Below are 18,682 nucleotides of genomic sequence, written 5' to 3' on the forward strand. Positions count from 1 at the left end.
TCACAGGAATAAAGGGGGTAACAGTATGTCTTACACAATTGATAATCATGATGGCATTATGACATTTACCATTAACCGTGAAGAGAAGCGGAATGCTGTCAATGATGAGGTTATGAATGGTCTTCAAGAAGTCATTACATATATTCGTCAGCATGAAGATGTGCGTTTTTTGGTAGTGACAGGTGCAGGCGATAAATCATTTTGCTCAGGAGGGGATTTATCTGAGTTTCATTCACTGGAAACAGAGGATGAGGCATTTGGTATGTTAAGTAAGATGGGGAAAATATTATACGATCTTGCTACGTTACCTGTGCCCACTATAGCGCTTATAAATGGTACTGCTGTTGGCGGCGGCTGTGAAATTGCAACAGCTTGTGATTTCCGTTTAGTGGCAAGTCACGCGAAATGTGGCTTTATTCAAGGTACATTAGCCATTACAAGTGGATGGGGTGGCGGTACATATTTATTTGAACGAGGTTTACGCCATGATCGCGCGATGAAGATGCTAGTAGATGCAAAGCCGTATCCTGCACAACTACTATATGAAATTGGATGGGCGATGCGTGTATTTGAAGGCTCAAAAGAAGAGGCTTTAAATGATTTTATTGAACATATGCGAAAAATTCATCCTGCTGTTCATAAAGCCTATAAGGAAATTGAACTTCGGAAGTGGCGTGAACGCAATATGTATGAGCGTGTGATGGAGGAAGTTCGTACTTGCGCGAAGCTGTGGGAAAGTGAAGCGCATCACCAAGCAGTTAATAATTTCTTGACCAAGAAGAATAATAAGTAATGTATAAAGGCAGTGATGAGAGGGAAACATCATCACTGTCTTTTTTCATGCAATGATTCTATTTTGCCCACTTGTGCATATAGTAGTAAAAAATGCGAGGGTGATAGATTATGGAATTGAAAAAAAGAAAAGATCAATGGACAAAGGAAGACGATGAAAGACTAGCAGAAATTGTGTTGCATAATGTGCAAAATGGCAAAACACAGCTAGAAGCCTTTGAAATGGCGGCTGTAGAATTGGGTCGTACAAAGCAAGCTTGTGGCTTCCGCTGGAATAAAACATTGCGTGGTCAATATAGTCAGTCACTATTAGCTGTTCGAAATCAGCCCCAACAATCTATGCGAAGTCACTTGAAATTGGCATTGACAAGTTTTGACGAATTAACGGAGGCTTATCAAACGCTTGAGATGAAGCATCGTGAATTGCAAAATGAGCATGATAAGTTAGTGAAATGGCTACAACAGGGCTACTCATTGATGAAAGATTAAAGTTCTAAGTATGATGACTACATTATTTTTCTTTCCTGGCGATAAAACCCTTTCAGTGTATCGTCAACAATCGGTCTATCCTGTATAATAAAAGAACCTGCATAGAAGGTGCCTTAGAAGTAATCTGAGGCACCTTATTCTTATAGTTTTATTTTGGTTTAGCAATTGTTTTTTTGTGCCGAAAACATTCAAACGAAGGAGGGGTGGAGAAGATGGACGTAGCGGTAATTGGTGCAGGAGCGGTAGGTCAACTAACAGCGAGCTTTTTAGCGGAATCGGGTATGTCAGTAACGTTGGTTGCAAGGAGGCAGGAACAGGTCAATGAGCTAAATACAAAGCAGTTAACACGTATCAATGTTGATGGTACCAAAACTGTGCAAAATGTTGTTTCTACTACAGATTTGGCCACTCTACCACCACAAGATTTACTTGTGATTGCTGTTAAATATGGTCATTTGCAAAAGCTCTACAAACAATTTGCTGCATTATCGAGTGATATGCCATTGCTTTTTATGCAAAACGGCTTAGCGCATTTCGAGGAGGCACTCACCTTACCACAAAAAAATATTGCCTTTTGTTCAATTTCTTTTGGTGCTCAAATGATGGGGCAAGCAACAGTTCAACATAGAGGGGTGGGACACTGTAAACTTGCGGTAGAAAGAGGGGATCAACGGATCTTTCAAAAGCTATTACAATTACAAAATTCTTTGTTTCCTGTTGAGCTGGTTCGTAATGCTGAGCAAATGCTTTTTGAAAAAGCAGTGCTAAATAGCTTAATTAATCCATTATCAGCTGTATTGAAAGTGAAGAACGGTGAGTTGGTAACGAATCAACAGGCGTTTTTACTTATGGAAACTATTTATAAAGAGCTTACAGAAGCTTTTGAAGCTATTGAACAGACTATACCTTTTACTGATGTGGTAGACTTATGTAGGAAAACGGCCAAGAATACATCATCTATGCTTACAGATCGTCTACAGGGTCGAAAGAGTGAAATTGAAACAATTGTTGGTGTCATTCTAAACAAAGCTTTGGCTAACGGTCATAATTTACCTACTTTGCGTACTTTATATCACCAAGTACTTGCAATAGAGGAGAGCGGTGAACGAAGTTGAAAGACTTTTTACATATACTGATTAGTATCATCATTTTTTGTCCAATTGTTCTTTTTGTCATTGTTTATCTTGTTGGCAGAAAGGTTAAAATTCGCGGCACACATGCTTTTGGAGCAGCATCTGATGTGACGACATTGTGCTTGTTTTTTTCTGTTCCATTAGCTATTGGGGTGCTGTGGCGCGTGAATGTAGGAGCACTTTTAGTCATGCTTGCGATAATGATGGCTATGATTTTTACATATATTGATTGGAGAACTAAAAAGGAAATAGAAGTAAAGCCGTTACTAAAGAAAATTTGGCGTTTTTTATTTTTAATACTTAGTACAGCCTATGTAGTGATCTGGATAGTGGGGGTTATTCAATCCATTGTAGAATATTTACAGGTTGTCTAAGCATTTTCTTTTCATGTTGAAGCTATAAGCGTTAAAATAATAGCATCAAAATTAGTTATAAAAAAATCATTCTTTATGAATGGGAATATTGATTAAATTCATAGATCTTAGTGCTATAAGCATAGTTTAGTCATCTTGTGCTGTTGCTAGCTTATGTAATGATGAAAGATGGGCTAAAAACATTTAAGACATCATGTGCATAGTATGAATGGAATTAATTTCTCATTATGGAGTAAGAAAATGATTTAGTGAGTAGAGGAGTTTATGTTAAATGAAACTGGAGTCTATCCAAGTACCTATAAAAAATCATGTGCTAGCAGATTACTGGTCGCCAAATACCGCCATTCATCAATTTTTTGAGTATGAGTATAATGATCAAGCTTTTGAGGAAAGAGCGAAGCATTTAGCACAACATGCTCGAGACCAAAAAGAATTAACAGCCATCATTCGTCAATTTATGGAGCCGCTTGGGCTTTCTAACAAGGCGAATGAACATTTAGAACAACTAGAGCAAGGAGCTATGGTGGTAGTCGGTGGACAACAAGCAGGTATCTTAACTGGCCCTCTTTACTCCGTTCATAAAGCTATTTCAGTGATAGCATTAGCGAAAGAGCAAAGTGCTAAGCTTCAACAGCCTGTCATTCCTGTTTTTTGGATAGCTGGAGAGGATCACGACTTAGAAGAGATTAATCACACTTATACAGTACATGGAGAATTACTAAAAAAGCGTGCGTATAGTGAGCGCTCTAGACGTAAAACGATGGCTTCTGCAACAGTTCTAAATAAAGAGTTGATGACGCAATTGATTAATACAATTGTTCGGGATATTGGTGAGACAGAGTATACGGAAGCGTTGATGAAGCAACTAGTAGACGCGCTGAACGAAAGTGAAACATTTACAGACTTCTTTGCCTGTTTGATGAATCAACTATTCAAAGAGGAAGGTCTGCTGTTAATTGATGCAGCCAACTTCCAATTCCGTCAATTTGAAAGCAAATATTTTGCGCAAATTATCCACTACAATGAAGAAATTGCTAGAATAGTAACGGAACAGGAAGAGGAACTGGAGCGTGCTGGCTATGGTAAGCCTATTTTGGCGACATATGAAGCGGCCAATTTATTTTATGTAGAGGATGGAGAACGTCATCTTTTAGAAAGAAAAAATGAGCTATTTGTTAATTTAGCGGCAAATCTCAAATTTACACAGGATGAGCTGTTGGCAATTGCTGACAAGCATCCTGAACGTTTAAGTAATAATGTAGTGACTCGTCCGTTAATGCAGGAGATGACACTGCCTGTGTTGGCATTTGTTGGTGGCCCAGGTGAATTGGCTTATTGGGCAACACTGAAAAATGCATTTTCAGCATTAGATTTACAAATGCCGATTTTTGCGCCTCGTCTTCATATCACAATTGTTACACGTCACGCAGAGCAATTATTACGTGAGCATCAACTAACTGTGACGGATGTATGGGAAGGCAAAGCATTGCAGTTAAAAGAACGTTTTATTGCAGACGTGCAGGACAGTGAAGCAAAACGACAAATACAAGCTATGCAGCAGATAGTAACAGAAAAATATGAGGAGCTAGCTTCCTATTTAGAAAAACAGCATTTGCATTTAGAAAAGATCCTTGTGAAAAACCAAGAAAATCATGAGAAGCAATTTGATTATCTACAGCAAAAAATTGAACAAACTGTACTAAGCAAGCATGAAGCGACGATTCGTAAATTTATGACGCTGCAACATGAATTGTATCCAAATGATGGTTTCCAAGAGAGAATCTATAATCCATACCAATATATCAATGAGTTTGGACCTATGCTAATTACCGAAATGCTGAAACAAAATTACAGCATTGGTAAGCACCACTATTTACTCTATTTATAAATAATGAAATAAGTTCTTTTTACCTAATTATTCGTTTACCTCCATATGGATTTGGTGAATAATGTCGAGAAAAATAGTATATAAAGAGCTATCCTACTAAGGGTAGCTCTTTTCTTATGTCCTTTAGCATATATCGAAAAAAATCCTAAAGGCCAAATTGCATATTAAGTGATAAAATGTCAAGTTTTTTTTAAAAAAAGTGGAGGAAAGTGGGGGGATGTGGTACATTATTTAATAAAGTGGGGTGAGTAGTATGTTCATGGGAGAATATCAACACTCCGTTGATGCAAAAGGGCGAATAATCGTACCGGCAAAATTTCGTGAAGCTTTAGGCGAAACGTTTGTTGTCACAAGAGGTCTCGATAACTGTCTATTTGGCTATCCTATGAATGAATGGCGAAAACTCGAAGAAAAATTAAAAGGTTTACCAATGACCAAAAAAGATACCCGAGCATTTGCAAGGTTTTTCTTTTCTGGAGCAACAGAGGTAGAAATAGACAAGCAAGGGCGTATCAATATCCCAACTACTCTCATGCAACATGCACATCTTGTAAAAGAGTGTGTGGTGTTAGGGGTTTCAAATCGAATTGAGATTTGGGCAAAAGATGCTTGGGAAGCTTACTTTAGTGAGTCTGAACAATCTTTTAATGAAATTGCAGAAAATATGATTGGCTTTGATTTTTAACTTTTATAGGTATTACAACGCGATAGTTGTATGAGGTTAAGGCCTGAAAGGAGCGTGTGGTATGTTCGATCATACAACCGTGTTATTAAAAGAAACTGTTGATGGGTTGAACATCGATCCTGATGGTGTATATGTGGACTGTACGCTAGGTGGTGCAGGTCACAGTGAATATTTAGTACAACAATTATCAGATAAAGGTCGTTTGATTTGCTTTGACCAAGATACGACGGCCATTGAAAATGCGAAAATTCGATTAGCGCCCTATATTGAGCGTGTTACATTTATTCATTCGAATTTCCGTTATTTAAAAGAGGAACTAGTAGCTCATGGTTTCGAGCAGGTTGATGGCATTTTGTATGACTTAGGCGTATCTTCTCCACAATTAGATACACCTGAACGAGGCTTTAGCTATCACCATGATGCACCACTTGATATGCGTATGGATCAAACAGCAACGCTGACAGCATTTGATGTTGTCAATCATTGGGCATATGAAGATCTCGTTCGGATATTTTTCCGTTATGGGGAAGAAAAGTTTTCAAAGCAAGTGGCTCGTAAAATCGAAGAAGCTCGTAAAGTAGCTCCAATTGAAACAACTGGTCACCTTGTAGAATTAATTAAAGAGGGTATTCCAGCAGCGGCACGCCGAAAAGGTGGACATCCAGCAAAGCGCATTTTCCAAGCAATACGAATTGCTGTCAATGATGAGCTAGGCGCAGCAGAGGATTCATTAGTCGATGCGATTGATATGATTAACGTAGGGGGGCGCATTAGTGTCATTACGTTCCATTCATTGGAGGACCGCCTATGTAAGACAATCTTTAAGGAAGCGTCATCATTACCGGAATTACCACCAAACTTACCTGTAATTCCTGATGACATGAAGCCAACTTTAAAGCTGATTACACGAAAGCCAATTATTCCTTCTGATGAAGAATTGGCAGTCAATAATCGTGCACGTTCAGCGAAGCTTAGAGTGGTGGAGAAAATTAACGACAAAGGGCGTGAGTAAATGGCAGCAGTTCGTGTAAGGCAACAGCACCAACATCAACAAGTGCAACAACCGATAACACCACCTAGTCCACAACCCACTATCATACGTCGTAAAAAACCGAACCAGAAGTTTGAAAAGACAATGCTACTTGCTTTAGTTGGCATTATTATAGTTTTAGGAGTAATAGTGTTAAATAAACAAGCAGCTATTCAAACAACAAGTATAGACATTCAAAACATTGAATCAGAAGCAGAAGAGATTGCGAAACAGAATGTTGACTTGACGGTTCGTGTGAGTGAACTTTCTACATACGAAAACATATGGAAAAAAGCGAAAGAACTCGGTTTAACTCAAAATGAGAAAAATGTAAAGGTAGTGCCGGGAGAATGAAAAAAAAGAGATTTCGATTCCAATGGGGAGCCTTTCTATTATTAATTTTTTATGGAGGGCTCTTTTTTCTATTATTTACAAGAATGGTGACGATTCAGGCGACAGGGGAAGTAGAAGGACAAGAGCTTGCAGCGAGAGCCGCAGCGAAGTATGGTAAAGAAAGTGTACTTACAGCAAATCGTGGGAAGATTTATGATCAAAATGGGCAAGTAATTGCGGAAGATACATTAAGTTACCGCATAATTGCCATTGTAAGCGAAAAGGCTACGACAGATCCTAAGAAACTAAGACATGTAGTAGATTCTGAAAAAACGGCCGAGGTTTTGGCTAAGTATATTCCAGCAATGAAGGACAATGAAGAAGAGATTGTTAAAAAACTGAACAATCGATATAGAAGTGATGGCGAGCCTTTATACCAAGTTGAGTTTGGCAGCGCTGGACGAGGCATTAGTCACGAAGTCATGAGTAAAATAAAGGATGAAAAATTACCAGGAATCCTATTTGTCAGTGACTTAAAACGTTATTATCCAAATGGTGTATTTGCCTCCCATTTAATAGGCTATGCACTGAAAAAGGATAATGAAGATGGAACAGTTACAACAAAGGGAGAAATGGGCCTAGAGTATACGTACGATAAAGAGCTAACAGGCGTCAATGGCAAGATTAAATATGAGACGGATGCATTCCATTACTTACTCCCAAATAGCGAGAAAATGGTGACACCTGCCAAAAACGGGAATGACATTTATTTAACGCTCGATAAAACAATCCAAAGCTTTTTAGAGGAAGCAATGACAAAGGTTGAACAGGAATATAATCCTGAATCTATGACAGCGGTCGTAGCAGATCCGAAAACAGGGAAAATTTTAGCGATGTCTCAGCGTCCTACGTTCAACCCTGAAACACGTGAAAGTCAAAATATGAAGTGGTTGAATGAGGTGATTGAGGAGACAATCGAGCCTGGATCAACGATGAAAACATTCACGCTTGCTTCAGCTATTGATACAGGAAAATGGACACCGAATGAATGGTTTATGTCAGGATCATATACAGTATTTGACCGTACGATTCGAGATCACAATAGATATGGTTGGGGACCGATTACTTATTTAGAAGGGTTCCAACGATCTGCCAATACGGGTATGGCCCATTTATTAACGAAGATTGGTGATGATGTCTTTATTGAATATCTGGACCGCTTTGGTTTTGGTCATAAAACAGGTATTGATTTACCGAATGAAGCGGCAGGTACTATTTTATCGAAGTATCCTATTCAACGAGTGACAACAACTTACGGCCAAGGTTCTACAGTAACGCCTATTCAGTTAATCCAAGCGATGACAGCAATTGCGAATGATGGAAAAATGATGCAGCCATATGTTATTGATCGTATTGTCGACTCATCAACTGGAAAAGTTATTCAAAAGCATGAGCCCGTGGAAAAAGGACAACCAATTAAAGCTGATACAGCGAAACAAGTACGAGAAATCCTTGCTTCAACGTTAACCTCAGAAAAAGGTACGGCGAAGGATTTTATACTGGAGGATTATGAGGTTGCTGGGAAAACGGGGACTGCCCAAATTCCAAAAGCTAGTGGTGGATATCTTTCAAACCAATACCTCTATTCATTCTTAGGCTTGGCTCCTGTAGACGATCCACAGTTAATTGTCTATGTCTCAGTGAAAAAACCTAAGTTGAGCAACGAGCTTGGATCTGTACCAGTGTCAAAAGTATTTAACCCAGTTATGTTAAATAGCTTAAAGCATCTTAACATCAATCCAGATGATGTACAGCATGTCAATAAAGTTAGTATACAAGATTATACAGGTCAAAGTGCTGAAGCGGTGGAGGTAGAATTAGCGAATGATGGTTTACAGCCAATCATTGTTGGCGCTGGTGGTAAAATTATTGAACAATATCCAACGAACACTCAAAAACTTGTAAAAGGTAGTTTTATATTTTTAAAGACAGATGGCGAAATAACATTGCCAGACTTTACGAATTGGTCATTACGCAATTTACTTGTTTTTAAATCTATGACAGGGCTAGAGATGGAAATTTTCGGTGAAGGCTTTGTAGCGAGTCAAAGTGTATCCGCAGGAACTATCATCACTGATAGTTCACCGATTGTTGTCAAGCTCAAAACACCTGCAGAAAGCTTTGTGCAAGATGTTGAAGCCCCCGCTGAGGGTGAAGTTGAAGAAATAGAGGATGAATAATACTGAATAGAAGTCCACTTTATTTCATACGTTGTAAAAAACAAGGTGTGATGTCGAATGAAGTGGATTTCTATCCATTCTAAAAAGCGTTTACGTATTTTATATGTGTTGTTTATGTGTGTGGCTGTGGCAATTATTGTAAGACTGCTCTTTTTGCAAGTATTAGATCAAAAAGAACTGACAACGAAGGCAGAGGAGAATTGGGACCGAGAAATTCCATTTGCAAATGAACGTGGGCATATTACAGATCGAGATGGTGAAAGCATCGTAACCAATAAGCTAGCTCCAACCTTGTATTTCATGCCTTCACAAAGTAAGGATATTGAAGGGGCTGCAGAAAAAATTGCGCAAGTTCTGGAAGTAGACAAAGAGAAGCTACTAGAGAAAATGCAGAAAAAAGCCTATTTAGTGAAGTTAGCGCCGGAAGGGAAAAATATACCCTATGAAAAAGCGGTGGAATTACAAGGTATGCAAATTGAAGGATTATACAGTGGTGTGGACTATTCTAGGGATTATCCTTACGGCACACTCTTATCTCGATTTTTAGGCTTTACTGGCTATGATGCTCAAGGCTTAGCTGGGATTGAATATGAATATGATAAATTATTGCAGGCTAATTCTTCTGCGATTCGCCTCTTTACAGATGCAAAAGGTAATAATTTACCAAATGTTTCGAGTGCATGGAAAGCGGGAGAGGATGGTGCAACGATTGAGTTAACCATCGATGTCGATGTCCAGCAGGTTGTTGAGCGTGAATTGTCACAAGCTATGAAGCGCTATGAAGCTGACCAAGCATTGGCTATTGCTATGAATCCAAATAATGGTGAAATTTTGGCATTAGCCTCCTATCCGACTTTCCATCCAGCTGAATATCAATTAGTAGAGCCTGCGATTTATAATCGAAATTTACCTGTATGGATGACATACGAGCCTGGTTCAACTTTTAAAATTATTACCTTGAGTGCAGCCTTGGAAGAAAATTTAGTGGATTTAGAACATGATACTTTTTATGACCCAGGCTATACAATGGTTGCTGGTGCAAGGCTTCGCTGTTGGAAGCGTGAGGGGCATGGGCATGAAACATTTTTAGAGGTAGTTGAAAACTCCTGTAACCCAGGTTTTATAGAATTAGGACAGCGGTTAGGTAATGAGCGGTTGTTGCAATATATTAAAGATTTTGGTTTTGGTCAAAAGACAGGATCTAATATTGCTGGTGAAGCTTCAGGGATTTTATTTTCTAAGGAAGCCTTTGGACCTGTTGAGCAGGCCACCACTTCATTTGGGCAAGGGGTAGCCGTGACACCTATTCAACAAGTGCAGGCAGTAGCTGCTGCAATCAATGGAGGCAAGCTCTATACGCCATATGTTGTGAAAAAGGTATTTAATCCGAATACAGGGGAAGTTATACAAGAGACGGAGCCAGTTGTTAAAAATCAGGTGATTCGTGAGGAGACATCTGCCAAAGTACGAGGCGCATTAGAATCGGTAGTGGCGAATGGTTCAGGTCGACAAGCCTTTCGTGATGGCTTACGAATTGGCGGTAAAACAGGAACCGCACAAAAGGTTGAAAATGGTCGTTATAAAAGTGGAGAATATATCGTATCATTTATAGGCTTTGCGCCTGCAGACAATCCGCAAATTGTCGTCTATGTAGCTGTTGACAATCCGAAAAAGACAACACAGTTTGGCGGTGTTGTAGCAGCACCGATTGTTGGGCAAATTATTGAGGATGTTGCACCTTTTGTAGGTATTGAAAAATCGAAGGAACAGCTTGAAAAGGATTATCGTTATGGTGATCCAATTACTGTAAAGGTACCGAATTTTATTGGTCAAACAAAAGATGATATTGCCAAGCAATTTTATCCATTCCGCATAGAATGGCATGGGGAAGGGACCAAAATTGGTAACCAATTACCTGAAGTGGATAGTGTTATCAAACAAGATGGTACCATTCATTTATATTTGGAGAACTAAAATAACTTTACCTTTAAAAAATGGGAAAGAACCACTATTATTATGAAGGGTAGTAATAAATAAATGAAAGTTTATGCTTTTTTCTTAAAGAAGAAAGTGAAACAAGATTTAAAGGAGATTTTTCAATGAAACTCGCAACAACACTTACCATTTTAGCTCTTGCTTTTATAGTAACAGTTATCCTGGCACCAATTAGTATTCCACTTCTTCGTCGTCTAAAGTTTGGGCAAAGTATTCGTGAAGAAGGACCAAAATCACATATGAAAAAAGCTGGTACACCAACAATGGGAGGAATCATTTTTTTAATATCTATCGTCCTTACAACTGTTGGTGTAGGTAGCTTTTTAGATTTATTAACGACACAAACCGTAGTACTTTTATTAGTATTAGCAGGGTTTGGTTTAATAGGTTTATTGGATGATGGTTTAAAAGTTGTATTTAAAAGAAATTTAGGTTTAACTTCTCTTCAGAAGTTGATTGGTCAAATTGTTATTGCTATTCTTGCTTATTTCCTGCTGTATGTAGCATCATTTGATACAACGCTCGCTATTCCGTTTACTGAGTGGACAATAGATCTTGGGGTATTCTATGTAGCCTTTTTAATTTTCTGGCTAGTAGGCTTCTCCAATGCCGTAAATTTGACGGATGGTTTAGACGGGCTAGTGGCAGGCACTGCTTCAATTGCCTTTGCAGCATTTGGCGTTATTGCGCTCTTCCAAAATCAAGCGGATATTGCACTATTTACATTTGCTGTAACAGGTGCTTTATTAGGATTTTTATTATTTAATGCCAATCCTGCCAAGGTATTTATGGGAGATACGGGTTCGTTAGCATTAGGTGGGGCATTAGCGATGGTATCTGTGCTAGTAAAGGAAGAATTCTTGCTTTTGCTAGTTGGTTTAGTGTTTGTTATCGAAACATTATCCGTTATTTTACAGGTAGGTAGCTTTAAGCTTCGCAAAAAGCGTATTTTTAAAATGAGTCCTATCCACCATCACTTTGAATTATCAGGTTGGTCAGAATGGAAAGTCGTGCTTGTCTTCTGGTCAACTGCTCTAGCAGTAGCATTGATTGCAGTCTTATCGGAGGCGTTCTAATGAAAAACTATACAGATTTACAACATAAAAAAGTACTTGTGTTAGGTCTAGCAAAGAGTGGTGTAGCCGCTGCTGAAATTTTACATGAGCTTGGCGCCTTTGTAACCGTCAATGATTCCAAACCATTTGATGAAAGTCCAGATGCACAAGGTTTATTACAAAAGGGGATTACAGTGATTTGTGGTCGTCATCCTGAAGATTTACTAGATGAAGGCTTTGAATTAGTAGTCAAAAATCCTGGGATACCATATAGCAATCGAATTGTGGCTGATGCCCTTCGTCGTGAAATACCTGTCTGGACAGAGATTGAGCTTGCTTATTTAATTAGCGATGCGCCATTTATTGGTATAACAGGATCAAATGGCAAAACCACAACGACAACTTTAATTTTTGATATGTTAAATAGTGGGAGTAAAAATCCTCTAATTGCGGGGAATATTGGGACAGTAGCCTGTGGTGTCGCAAAAGAAGCTAATAAAGATGACATCATTGTAACTGAGTTGTCTTCATTCCAATTGATGGGAATAAAAACGTTTAAGCCAAAAATCGCTATTTTAACAAATCTTTATGATGCACATCTTGATTATCATGGGACATTTGACAATTATGCTGGAGCAAAGTTTGGTGTGACACGTAATCAAGATGATAGTGATTATTTTATTTATAATGCGGATCAACCGATTGTTGTTGGATATGCAGCACAATCGAATGCTCAAAAAGTCCCATTCAGTTCAAAGGGACGTACTACAAGCGGCATTAGTGCAGATGAGACAACGATTTATTGGCAAGGTGAGCCATATATGGAGCGTGCTCATATCGCCCTGCCTGGCAAGCATAATTTAGAAAACATCCTAGCAGCCGTTGCAGCTTGTATTTTAGTTGGCTGTGACAAGGCGAAGATGGAAGAGGTGTTAGCGACTTTTGGTGGCGTTCGTCACCGTACACAATTCGTTCGCGAATGGAATGGTCGAAAGATTTACAATGATTCTAAGGCAACCAACTGCTTAGCAACAAAGAGTGCTTTAGATGCTTTCCAAGCACCTATTATTTTACTCGCAGGTGGCTTAGATCGTGGACATTCTTTTGAAGAACTTCGCCCTTGTATGCAGCATGTAAAAGGTGTTGTTGCATTTGGAGAAACAGGCTTACGCTTTGTAGAATTTGCAAAGTCGTGTGGTGTCCAACAGACAGTCATTGCCCAAAATGTAGAAGACGCTGTACACTATGCAGCACCGATGTCGGCAGAGGGAGATATTATCTTACTATCTCCAGCATGTGCAAGCTGGGATCAATATGACAGCTTTGAAATACGCGGAGATGTTTTTATTGATGCTGTAATGAAGCTGTAATGAGCCTGTAACTATTTTAGAATATACTTGACTTGGAAGGATGGCATTACTGAGAGGTAAAGAAAGTTACTTATTGCTCGTCACAACTTTGATGCTATCAATAATCGGCATTGTTTTCGTCTATTCTGCAGGTACCTACTGGAGTGCCGTTCATTATAGTGGAAAAATGCCGTTTTATATGAAGCAAAGCATATACTTTGTGGTAGCCATTATCGTATTTTTAATCACGATTCGATTAAATATTTTGAGAGAGCAGTCCTTTTGGAAAATGGCCTATATATTTTCGTTAATTTTACTTGTTCTCGTACTAATTCCAGGTATTGGGCTTGTGAGAAATGGCTCGCAAAGCTGGATTGGTTTAGGTCCATTAACAATTCAGCCAGCAGAGCTAACGAAAATTACAGTCATTGTGTACTTGAGTCATATATTAGCGCAACATAAAACAGGAAAACCGATTGTTAATTGGCGCCATGGGGCGATTCTTCTACTACCCGTTGCCCTTATTATGTTGCAGCCTGATTTCGGCTCAGTATTTATTCTTGTTGTCTCTGTGTTTTTATTATTTTTTGTCGCTGGCTATCCTCTAAAACTGTACGCCATGATTATGCTAGTTGGTGTTGCTGGATTGGTAGGGCTCATTGCGACAGCACCCTATCGTCTAAAGCGTATAGAAGCATTTCTTGATCCATGGGCAGATCCCTTAGTAAGTGGATTCCAAGCAGTGCAATCCTTAATGGCAATTGGTCCAGCAGGGATATTCGGTCATGGTTTTGGTCAAAGTCGTCAAAAATTCCTTTATTTACCTGAACCGCAAAATGATTTTATTTACGCGATTATTTTAGAAGAAGTCGGATTAATTGGTGGCCTTGTCATTTTAGCGCTCTTTGTTCTGACAATTTATGCAGGCTATAAATTTGCTGTACAGGCTAAAAATCGAACATCCTATTATGCGATTATCGGGCTTGTTACGATGTTGATGGTGCAAGCATTTCTAAATATAGCTGTCGTAATAGGTTTAGTGCCAGTAACGGGTGTTACATTGCCCTTTATTAGCTACGGAGGTACATCTTTAGTAACAATGTGGTTAATAATAGGTATTATTTATCAATTAGCGAAATAAATATAAAGGAGGAGTACTTTTTGGAGAAAGTAATCGATATAGAAGATCGCATACCTACGCTTAAAAAGCGACGAAAAAAGCGTACTAACCGGAAATTTATAGTGCTAATATTACTTTTCTTTATTGTGTTAGCAGTACTCCTTTATTTTCAATCTCCATATAGCAATATCAAGAAAATCACAGTTCATGGTGCTAAGCTAGCGAATGACGAATATTATTTGGAGACAAGTACCCTTGTTCCAGGTAAATCAATGTGGGGTTTCAAAGTGGAAGATGTTGAGCAGATTTTATTAAAGGATAAATGGGTAAAAGAAGCACATGTTAAACGTAACTGGCTACAAGGCGTTACAATTGAAATAAAAGAATGGAAAAAGGTTGCGTACTTAGCTGGAGACGGCACCTACTATCCTTTGCTAGAAAACGGCAAACGCTTTGAACAAACTGGTAATGATACACCAATTGATGCACCTGTTTTTATCGGGATAACCGGTGAAAAAACCATTAATAAGCTTGTTGAGCAGCTAGCGCAATTAAAGCCGGAAGTTTTGGCTTTAATTTCTCAAGTTAACACGAATAGTAATGATGCGAATCCAAATGCGGTCAAGCTTTATATGAATGATGGCTATGAAGTACGTGCTGTGATTCAGACGCTGGCGGAAAAGTTAGATTACTACCCCTCGATCGTTGCGCAAATTGCCAACTTAGAAAAAGGTGTGATCGATTTAGAGGTCGGTTCATACTATCGTCCTTTTAATGAGGAGTACAACAAGATAAGTATTGACTTGGAAGCAAGTGCAGATGGGGAAATGGTTAACCAGGAAGTGACGGAAGATGAACAACAAGAAGAATAGCAAAGGGAGTTTTTTTTCTAGAAAACAATTTGAATTACTAATTGTTTGTGTAACAACAGGATTTATCATAGGCTATTCATACAACCAAGCAAAAGACAATCGGGAAGCAGGCACTATTAATTCAGAGCTTTTTGAGCAAGAGGACTCTTATCGTGAGGAGTTAATCACTCAACAAGAACGCAATAAAGAGCTTACAGAAGAGCTAAATAATTTACAAGAACAGATTCGAAAGTATGAAAAATCATTTGCTTCAAATGAAAAGGATTATAAGAAGCTTGTTGAACAAGCAGAGGATTTACGTTTATTACTTGGTGAACTAAAAAGTGAGGGAAAAGGCATACGTGTAACTCTTCAAGATGGAGACTATGATCCGAAATCTTTGAATCCAAATGATTATATCGTTCATGAAAGCCATGTTTTTAAATTGTTGAACGAACTGAAAATTTCAGGTGCTCAAGCCATTGCTATCAATGGACAACGTGTTATGGCTAATTCCTATATTCGCTGTAATGGACCAGTGATAACAATTGATGGGACACAGCACCCAGCGCCATTTGTGATAGAAGCAGTAGGTGATTCAGAAACTTTAATGGCTTCTTTAAATTTAAATGGTGGTGTGGTGGATCAGCTATTAAATGACAATATTATCGTGTCATTGGAAGAAAATCAAAAGCTGACAATGCCAAAAGTAAAAGTAGAGAGTTAAGGACAAGCTTTATTGATCCTACTTAAAGTCTAACTTAGCCTCCAGATAAATAGACGATTGTAGTATTTACAATTCAAATATGAATTCTGCGGGGCATGCGATACGTCTAGGAGGGGCTATTTTGAAAAGAAATATGTACACCCGAATAACGATCGTGCTATTTATTATCGGTTTGATGATAGCGGTACAATACAATACCATACAAAAACCAGCTGAGCGAGATACACGAGATATTTGGGCAATAAGAGAGGAATTAGCACAAGAAAAACAAAGACATTCCGCATTACTGGCAGAAATTCGCTCACTTCATGAAGTAGTGGATCGCTATGAGCAATCTGAGAAAGTAAATCAGCAAGCAGCTTTAAATGAAACATTAAATCGTTTAAAGCTACAGGCAGGATTAACAGAAGTTATGGGGGCAGGCGTCATACTACATGTTGAACCTGCACCAGAATTAATTGAAATGGGGTATGAAATTAAAGAAATTTCACCCGATTTATTAACTCAGTTATTAAATACGCTTTTTAAAAATGATGCTACGAGTGTTTCCATCGATGGCAACCGTGTTGTACAAACAACAGCCATTCGGGATATAAATGGTAAGACAACAGTGAATAGTATACCATTGTCTTCCCCTACTTTCGAGGTTCATGTTGGGACAAGCAATTATAAAGCAGCACAAAAATTGTATAATTCACTACAAGCCTCAACATTTGTAGACTCATTTTATTTAGATAATTTTAATTTAGTGATTGAAGAGCCAACTGAGCAGTTACAAATTCCAGCATTTGATCAGCCATTGACAAATGATTATTTAGCAGAGGTAAAAAAAGGAGATTAATATATGTGGCTACCATTTTTAGGTTTGCTATTTGGACTTGCCCTTGGCTTGTTAACAAATATACAAATCCCCTCTATGTATGAAAATTATCTGTCAATAGCTGTTTTAGCAGCTTTAGATACATTATTTGGTGGTATTCGCGCGCAATTACAGCAAGTTTACGACGATAAAGTATTTGTATCAGGATTCTTTTTTAATATAGTTCTAGCAGCGGGTTTAGCCTTTATAGGCGTGAACTTAGGGATTGATTTGTATTTAGCAGCCATTTTCGCTTTTGGAGTACGTTTGTTCCAAAATATAGCAATAATTAGGCGTATATTACTAACCCGCTTAGATGAAAAACGTCACAAGAGAAAAAGAACTTCCATAGAATGAGAGAAAAATTGACCAAAATACTCGATTTGCTTAGACATTATGCCAAATTTACAATAGAATGAAAATAAGAGCATTTTTCAAGGAGGTGCAGCGAATTGAATCAGCAAGATTTATACATTTCACTTGATATTGGGTCCTCCTCTATCAAGGTATTAATAGGTGAAATGAGTGACGGGCAATTACATGTAATTGGCGTCGGAAATGTAAAATCGAATGGCGTTCGAAAAGGTGCAATTGTTGATATTGATGCAACAGTACAATCTATTCGAAAAGCAGTAGAACAAGCCGAACGAATGACAGGTTATCAAATTCATGAAGTCGTTTTAGGCGTTCCAGCTAACCAGACGATGTTACAGCTAGTTAAAGGTGTTGTCGCTGTGAATAGTGAAAATAGAGAAATTACAGATGATGATTTAGACAGAGTGGTAGAATCTGCACAAGTCATGTCGATACCTCCTGAACGTGAATTAGTTAACATCATTCCAAGACAGTTTATTGTAGACAACCTTGATGAAATTAAAGATCCTCGTGGTATGATTGGCATCCGCCTTGAGATGGATGCAACAATGATAACGACTTCCAAAACGCTTCTACACAACGTTCTTCGCTGTGTAGAACGAGCTGGTTTAAGTATACGAGAAATATATTTGCAGCCATTAGCATCAGGCTACTTTGCATTAACTGAAGATGAAAAAAACCAAGGGACTGCCTTTATAGACTTAGGAGGCGGATCTACAACAATCACGGTATTTGAAGAGGGTTTGTTAACGCATACGGGTGTCATACCAGTTGGTGGTGATCATATAACGAAAGATATTTCAATCGTTTTAAAAACACCAACAGAACAAGCAGAGCAGATCAAACACCAATTTGGACATGCCTTTTATGACGATGCATCTGATGATGAAGTCTTTGAAGTGCCTGTTGTAGGTACAGATTCAACTGATCAGTACAGTCAGCGTTATATTTCAGAAATTATTGGCGCTAGATTAGAAGAATTATTGGAGTTAGTGATTGATGAGTTGGCGCGTTTAGGTGTTCGAGATTTACCAGGTGGCGTTGTTTTAACCGGTGGCGTTGCAAAGCTTGAAGGAATAGCCCAATTGGCACGTCAAATTCTACAAACGCGTGTAAGAATCTATACACCCGATTATATTGGCGTTAGAGAGCCTTCATTTGCGACGGCAGTTGGACTTATTCGTTACGCCTATTTAGAAGATGATTTTTACGGTAAGAGTACGAATACGCAACCTGTTGAATATGCAGCTGTAGGGGCTCAACCAGCTATAAATAAAAAGCAAGAGTATTCTACACCTTCAGAACCAAAAGAAAGCGTAATCGGGAAAGCAAAAAAATTATTTGATAAGTTTTTTGATTAACTAGAATGCGTAATGAATGATACAGA

The 18,682-nt window shown here is 38.5% G+C and carries 18 protein-coding genes; all 18 read left to right on the forward strand.

Annotated features, from left to right (window positions below; translation table 11 throughout):
- Nucleotides 1-25: 25 nt before the first annotated feature.
- The gene (locus tag MHI22_RS20915; protein ID WP_058843463.1) at nt 26-793 is read left to right on the forward strand and encodes an enoyl-CoA hydratase/isomerase family protein; all 768 of its coding nucleotides are present in this window, start codon (nt 26-28) and stop codon (nt 791-793) included.
- 110 nt (nt 794-903) lie between these two features.
- Nucleotides 904-1,281, forward strand: a complete 378-nt coding sequence (locus tag MHI22_RS20920; protein ID WP_036125273.1) for a transcriptional regulator — start codon at nt 904-906, stop codon at nt 1,279-1,281.
- Nucleotides 1,282-1,493: 212 nt separating this feature from the next.
- A complete protein-coding gene (locus tag MHI22_RS20925) occupies nt 1,494-2,396 on the forward strand; it encodes a ketopantoate reductase family protein (RefSeq protein ID WP_340812630.1) in 903 nt (300 codons plus the stop codon).
- Nucleotides 2,393-2,788 carry a DUF3397 domain-containing protein gene (locus tag MHI22_RS20930; protein WP_036125267.1) on the forward strand — a complete coding sequence of 132 codons (396 nt, stop codon included), beginning with the start codon at nt 2,393-2,395 and terminating at the stop codon, nt 2,786-2,788. Before MHI22_RS20925 ends, MHI22_RS20930 begins: the two co-directional genes overlap by 4 nt.
- Before the next feature lie 271 nt (nt 2,789-3,059).
- Nucleotides 3,060-4,676 carry a bacillithiol biosynthesis cysteine-adding enzyme BshC gene (bshC, locus tag MHI22_RS20935; protein WP_340812631.1) on the forward strand — a complete coding sequence of 539 codons (1,617 nt, stop codon included), beginning with the start codon at nt 3,060-3,062 and terminating at the stop codon, nt 4,674-4,676.
- Between the two features lie 253 nt (nt 4,677-4,929).
- Nucleotides 4,930-5,361, forward strand: a complete 432-nt coding sequence (gene mraZ, locus MHI22_RS20940; protein ID WP_036125263.1) for a division/cell wall cluster transcriptional repressor MraZ — start codon at nt 4,930-4,932, stop codon at nt 5,359-5,361.
- A 61-nt stretch (nt 5,362-5,422) separates the two neighbouring features.
- Nucleotides 5,423-6,373 (forward strand): 16S rRNA (cytosine(1402)-N(4))-methyltransferase RsmH, encoded by a 951-nt coding sequence (rsmH, locus tag MHI22_RS20945; RefSeq protein ID WP_036125261.1) that lies wholly within the window; start codon nt 5,423-5,425, stop codon nt 6,371-6,373.
- Nucleotides 6,374-6,745: a cell division protein FtsL gene (gene ftsL2 / locus MHI22_RS20950; protein ID WP_036125259.1), complete on the forward strand. Its 372-nt coding sequence runs from the start codon at nt 6,374-6,376 to the stop codon at nt 6,743-6,745. It begins immediately after the preceding gene.
- Complete coding sequence (locus MHI22_RS20955; RefSeq protein WP_340812632.1) at nt 6,742-8,964, forward strand: penicillin-binding protein; 2,223 nt, start codon at nt 6,742-6,744, stop codon at nt 8,962-8,964. The genes ftsL2 and MHI22_RS20955 overlap by 4 nt, the downstream gene beginning before the upstream one ends.
- A 57-nt stretch (nt 8,965-9,021) precedes the next feature.
- The gene (locus MHI22_RS20960) at nt 9,022-10,938 is read left to right on the forward strand and encodes a stage V sporulation protein D (protein WP_036125256.1); all 1,917 of its coding nucleotides are present in this window, start codon (nt 9,022-9,024) and stop codon (nt 10,936-10,938) included.
- 125 nt (nt 10,939-11,063) lie between these two features.
- Nucleotides 11,064-12,035 (forward strand): phospho-N-acetylmuramoyl-pentapeptide-transferase, encoded by a 972-nt coding sequence (gene mraY / locus MHI22_RS20965; RefSeq protein WP_340812633.1) that lies wholly within the window; start codon nt 11,064-11,066, stop codon nt 12,033-12,035.
- Nucleotides 12,035-13,384: a UDP-N-acetylmuramoyl-L-alanine--D-glutamate ligase gene (murD, locus tag MHI22_RS20970; protein ID WP_036125250.1), complete on the forward strand. Its 1,350-nt coding sequence runs from the start codon at nt 12,035-12,037 to the stop codon at nt 13,382-13,384. The genes mraY and murD overlap by 1 nt, the downstream gene beginning before the upstream one ends.
- A 40-nt stretch (nt 13,385-13,424) precedes the next feature.
- Complete coding sequence (gene ftsW, locus MHI22_RS20975; RefSeq protein ID WP_058843467.1) at nt 13,425-14,504, forward strand: putative lipid II flippase FtsW; 1,080 nt, start codon at nt 13,425-13,427, stop codon at nt 14,502-14,504.
- A 20-nt stretch (nt 14,505-14,524) separates the two neighbouring features.
- Entirely contained in the window at nt 14,525-15,355 is an 831-nt protein-coding gene (locus tag MHI22_RS20980; protein WP_036125245.1) for a cell division protein FtsQ/DivIB, read from the forward strand.
- Nucleotides 15,336-16,061, forward strand: a complete 726-nt coding sequence (locus MHI22_RS20985) for a DUF881 domain-containing protein (protein ID WP_036125243.1) — start codon at nt 15,336-15,338, stop codon at nt 16,059-16,061. The genes MHI22_RS20980 and MHI22_RS20985 overlap by 20 nt, the downstream gene beginning before the upstream one ends.
- A gap of 121 nt (nt 16,062-16,182) precedes the next feature.
- Nucleotides 16,183-16,902, forward strand: a complete 720-nt coding sequence (locus MHI22_RS20990) for a DUF881 domain-containing protein (RefSeq protein ID WP_036125239.1) — start codon at nt 16,183-16,185, stop codon at nt 16,900-16,902.
- A 3-nt stretch (nt 16,903-16,905) separates the two neighbouring features.
- On the forward strand, nt 16,906-17,277 hold the full coding sequence (locus tag MHI22_RS20995; protein ID WP_036125237.1) for a small basic family protein: 372 nt from the start codon (nt 16,906-16,908) through the stop codon (nt 17,275-17,277).
- A 95-nt stretch (nt 17,278-17,372) separates the two neighbouring features.
- Nucleotides 17,373-18,656, forward strand: a complete 1,284-nt coding sequence (gene ftsA, locus MHI22_RS21000; protein ID WP_036125235.1) for a cell division protein FtsA — start codon at nt 17,373-17,375, stop codon at nt 18,654-18,656.
- Nucleotides 18,657-18,682 lie beyond the last annotated feature (26 nt).

Origin of the sequence: Lysinibacillus sp. FSL L8-0312, assembly GCF_038003285.1 — a bacterium.
GTDB classification, from domain to species: domain Bacteria; phylum Bacillota; class Bacilli; order Bacillales_A; family Planococcaceae; genus Lysinibacillus; species Lysinibacillus fusiformis_D.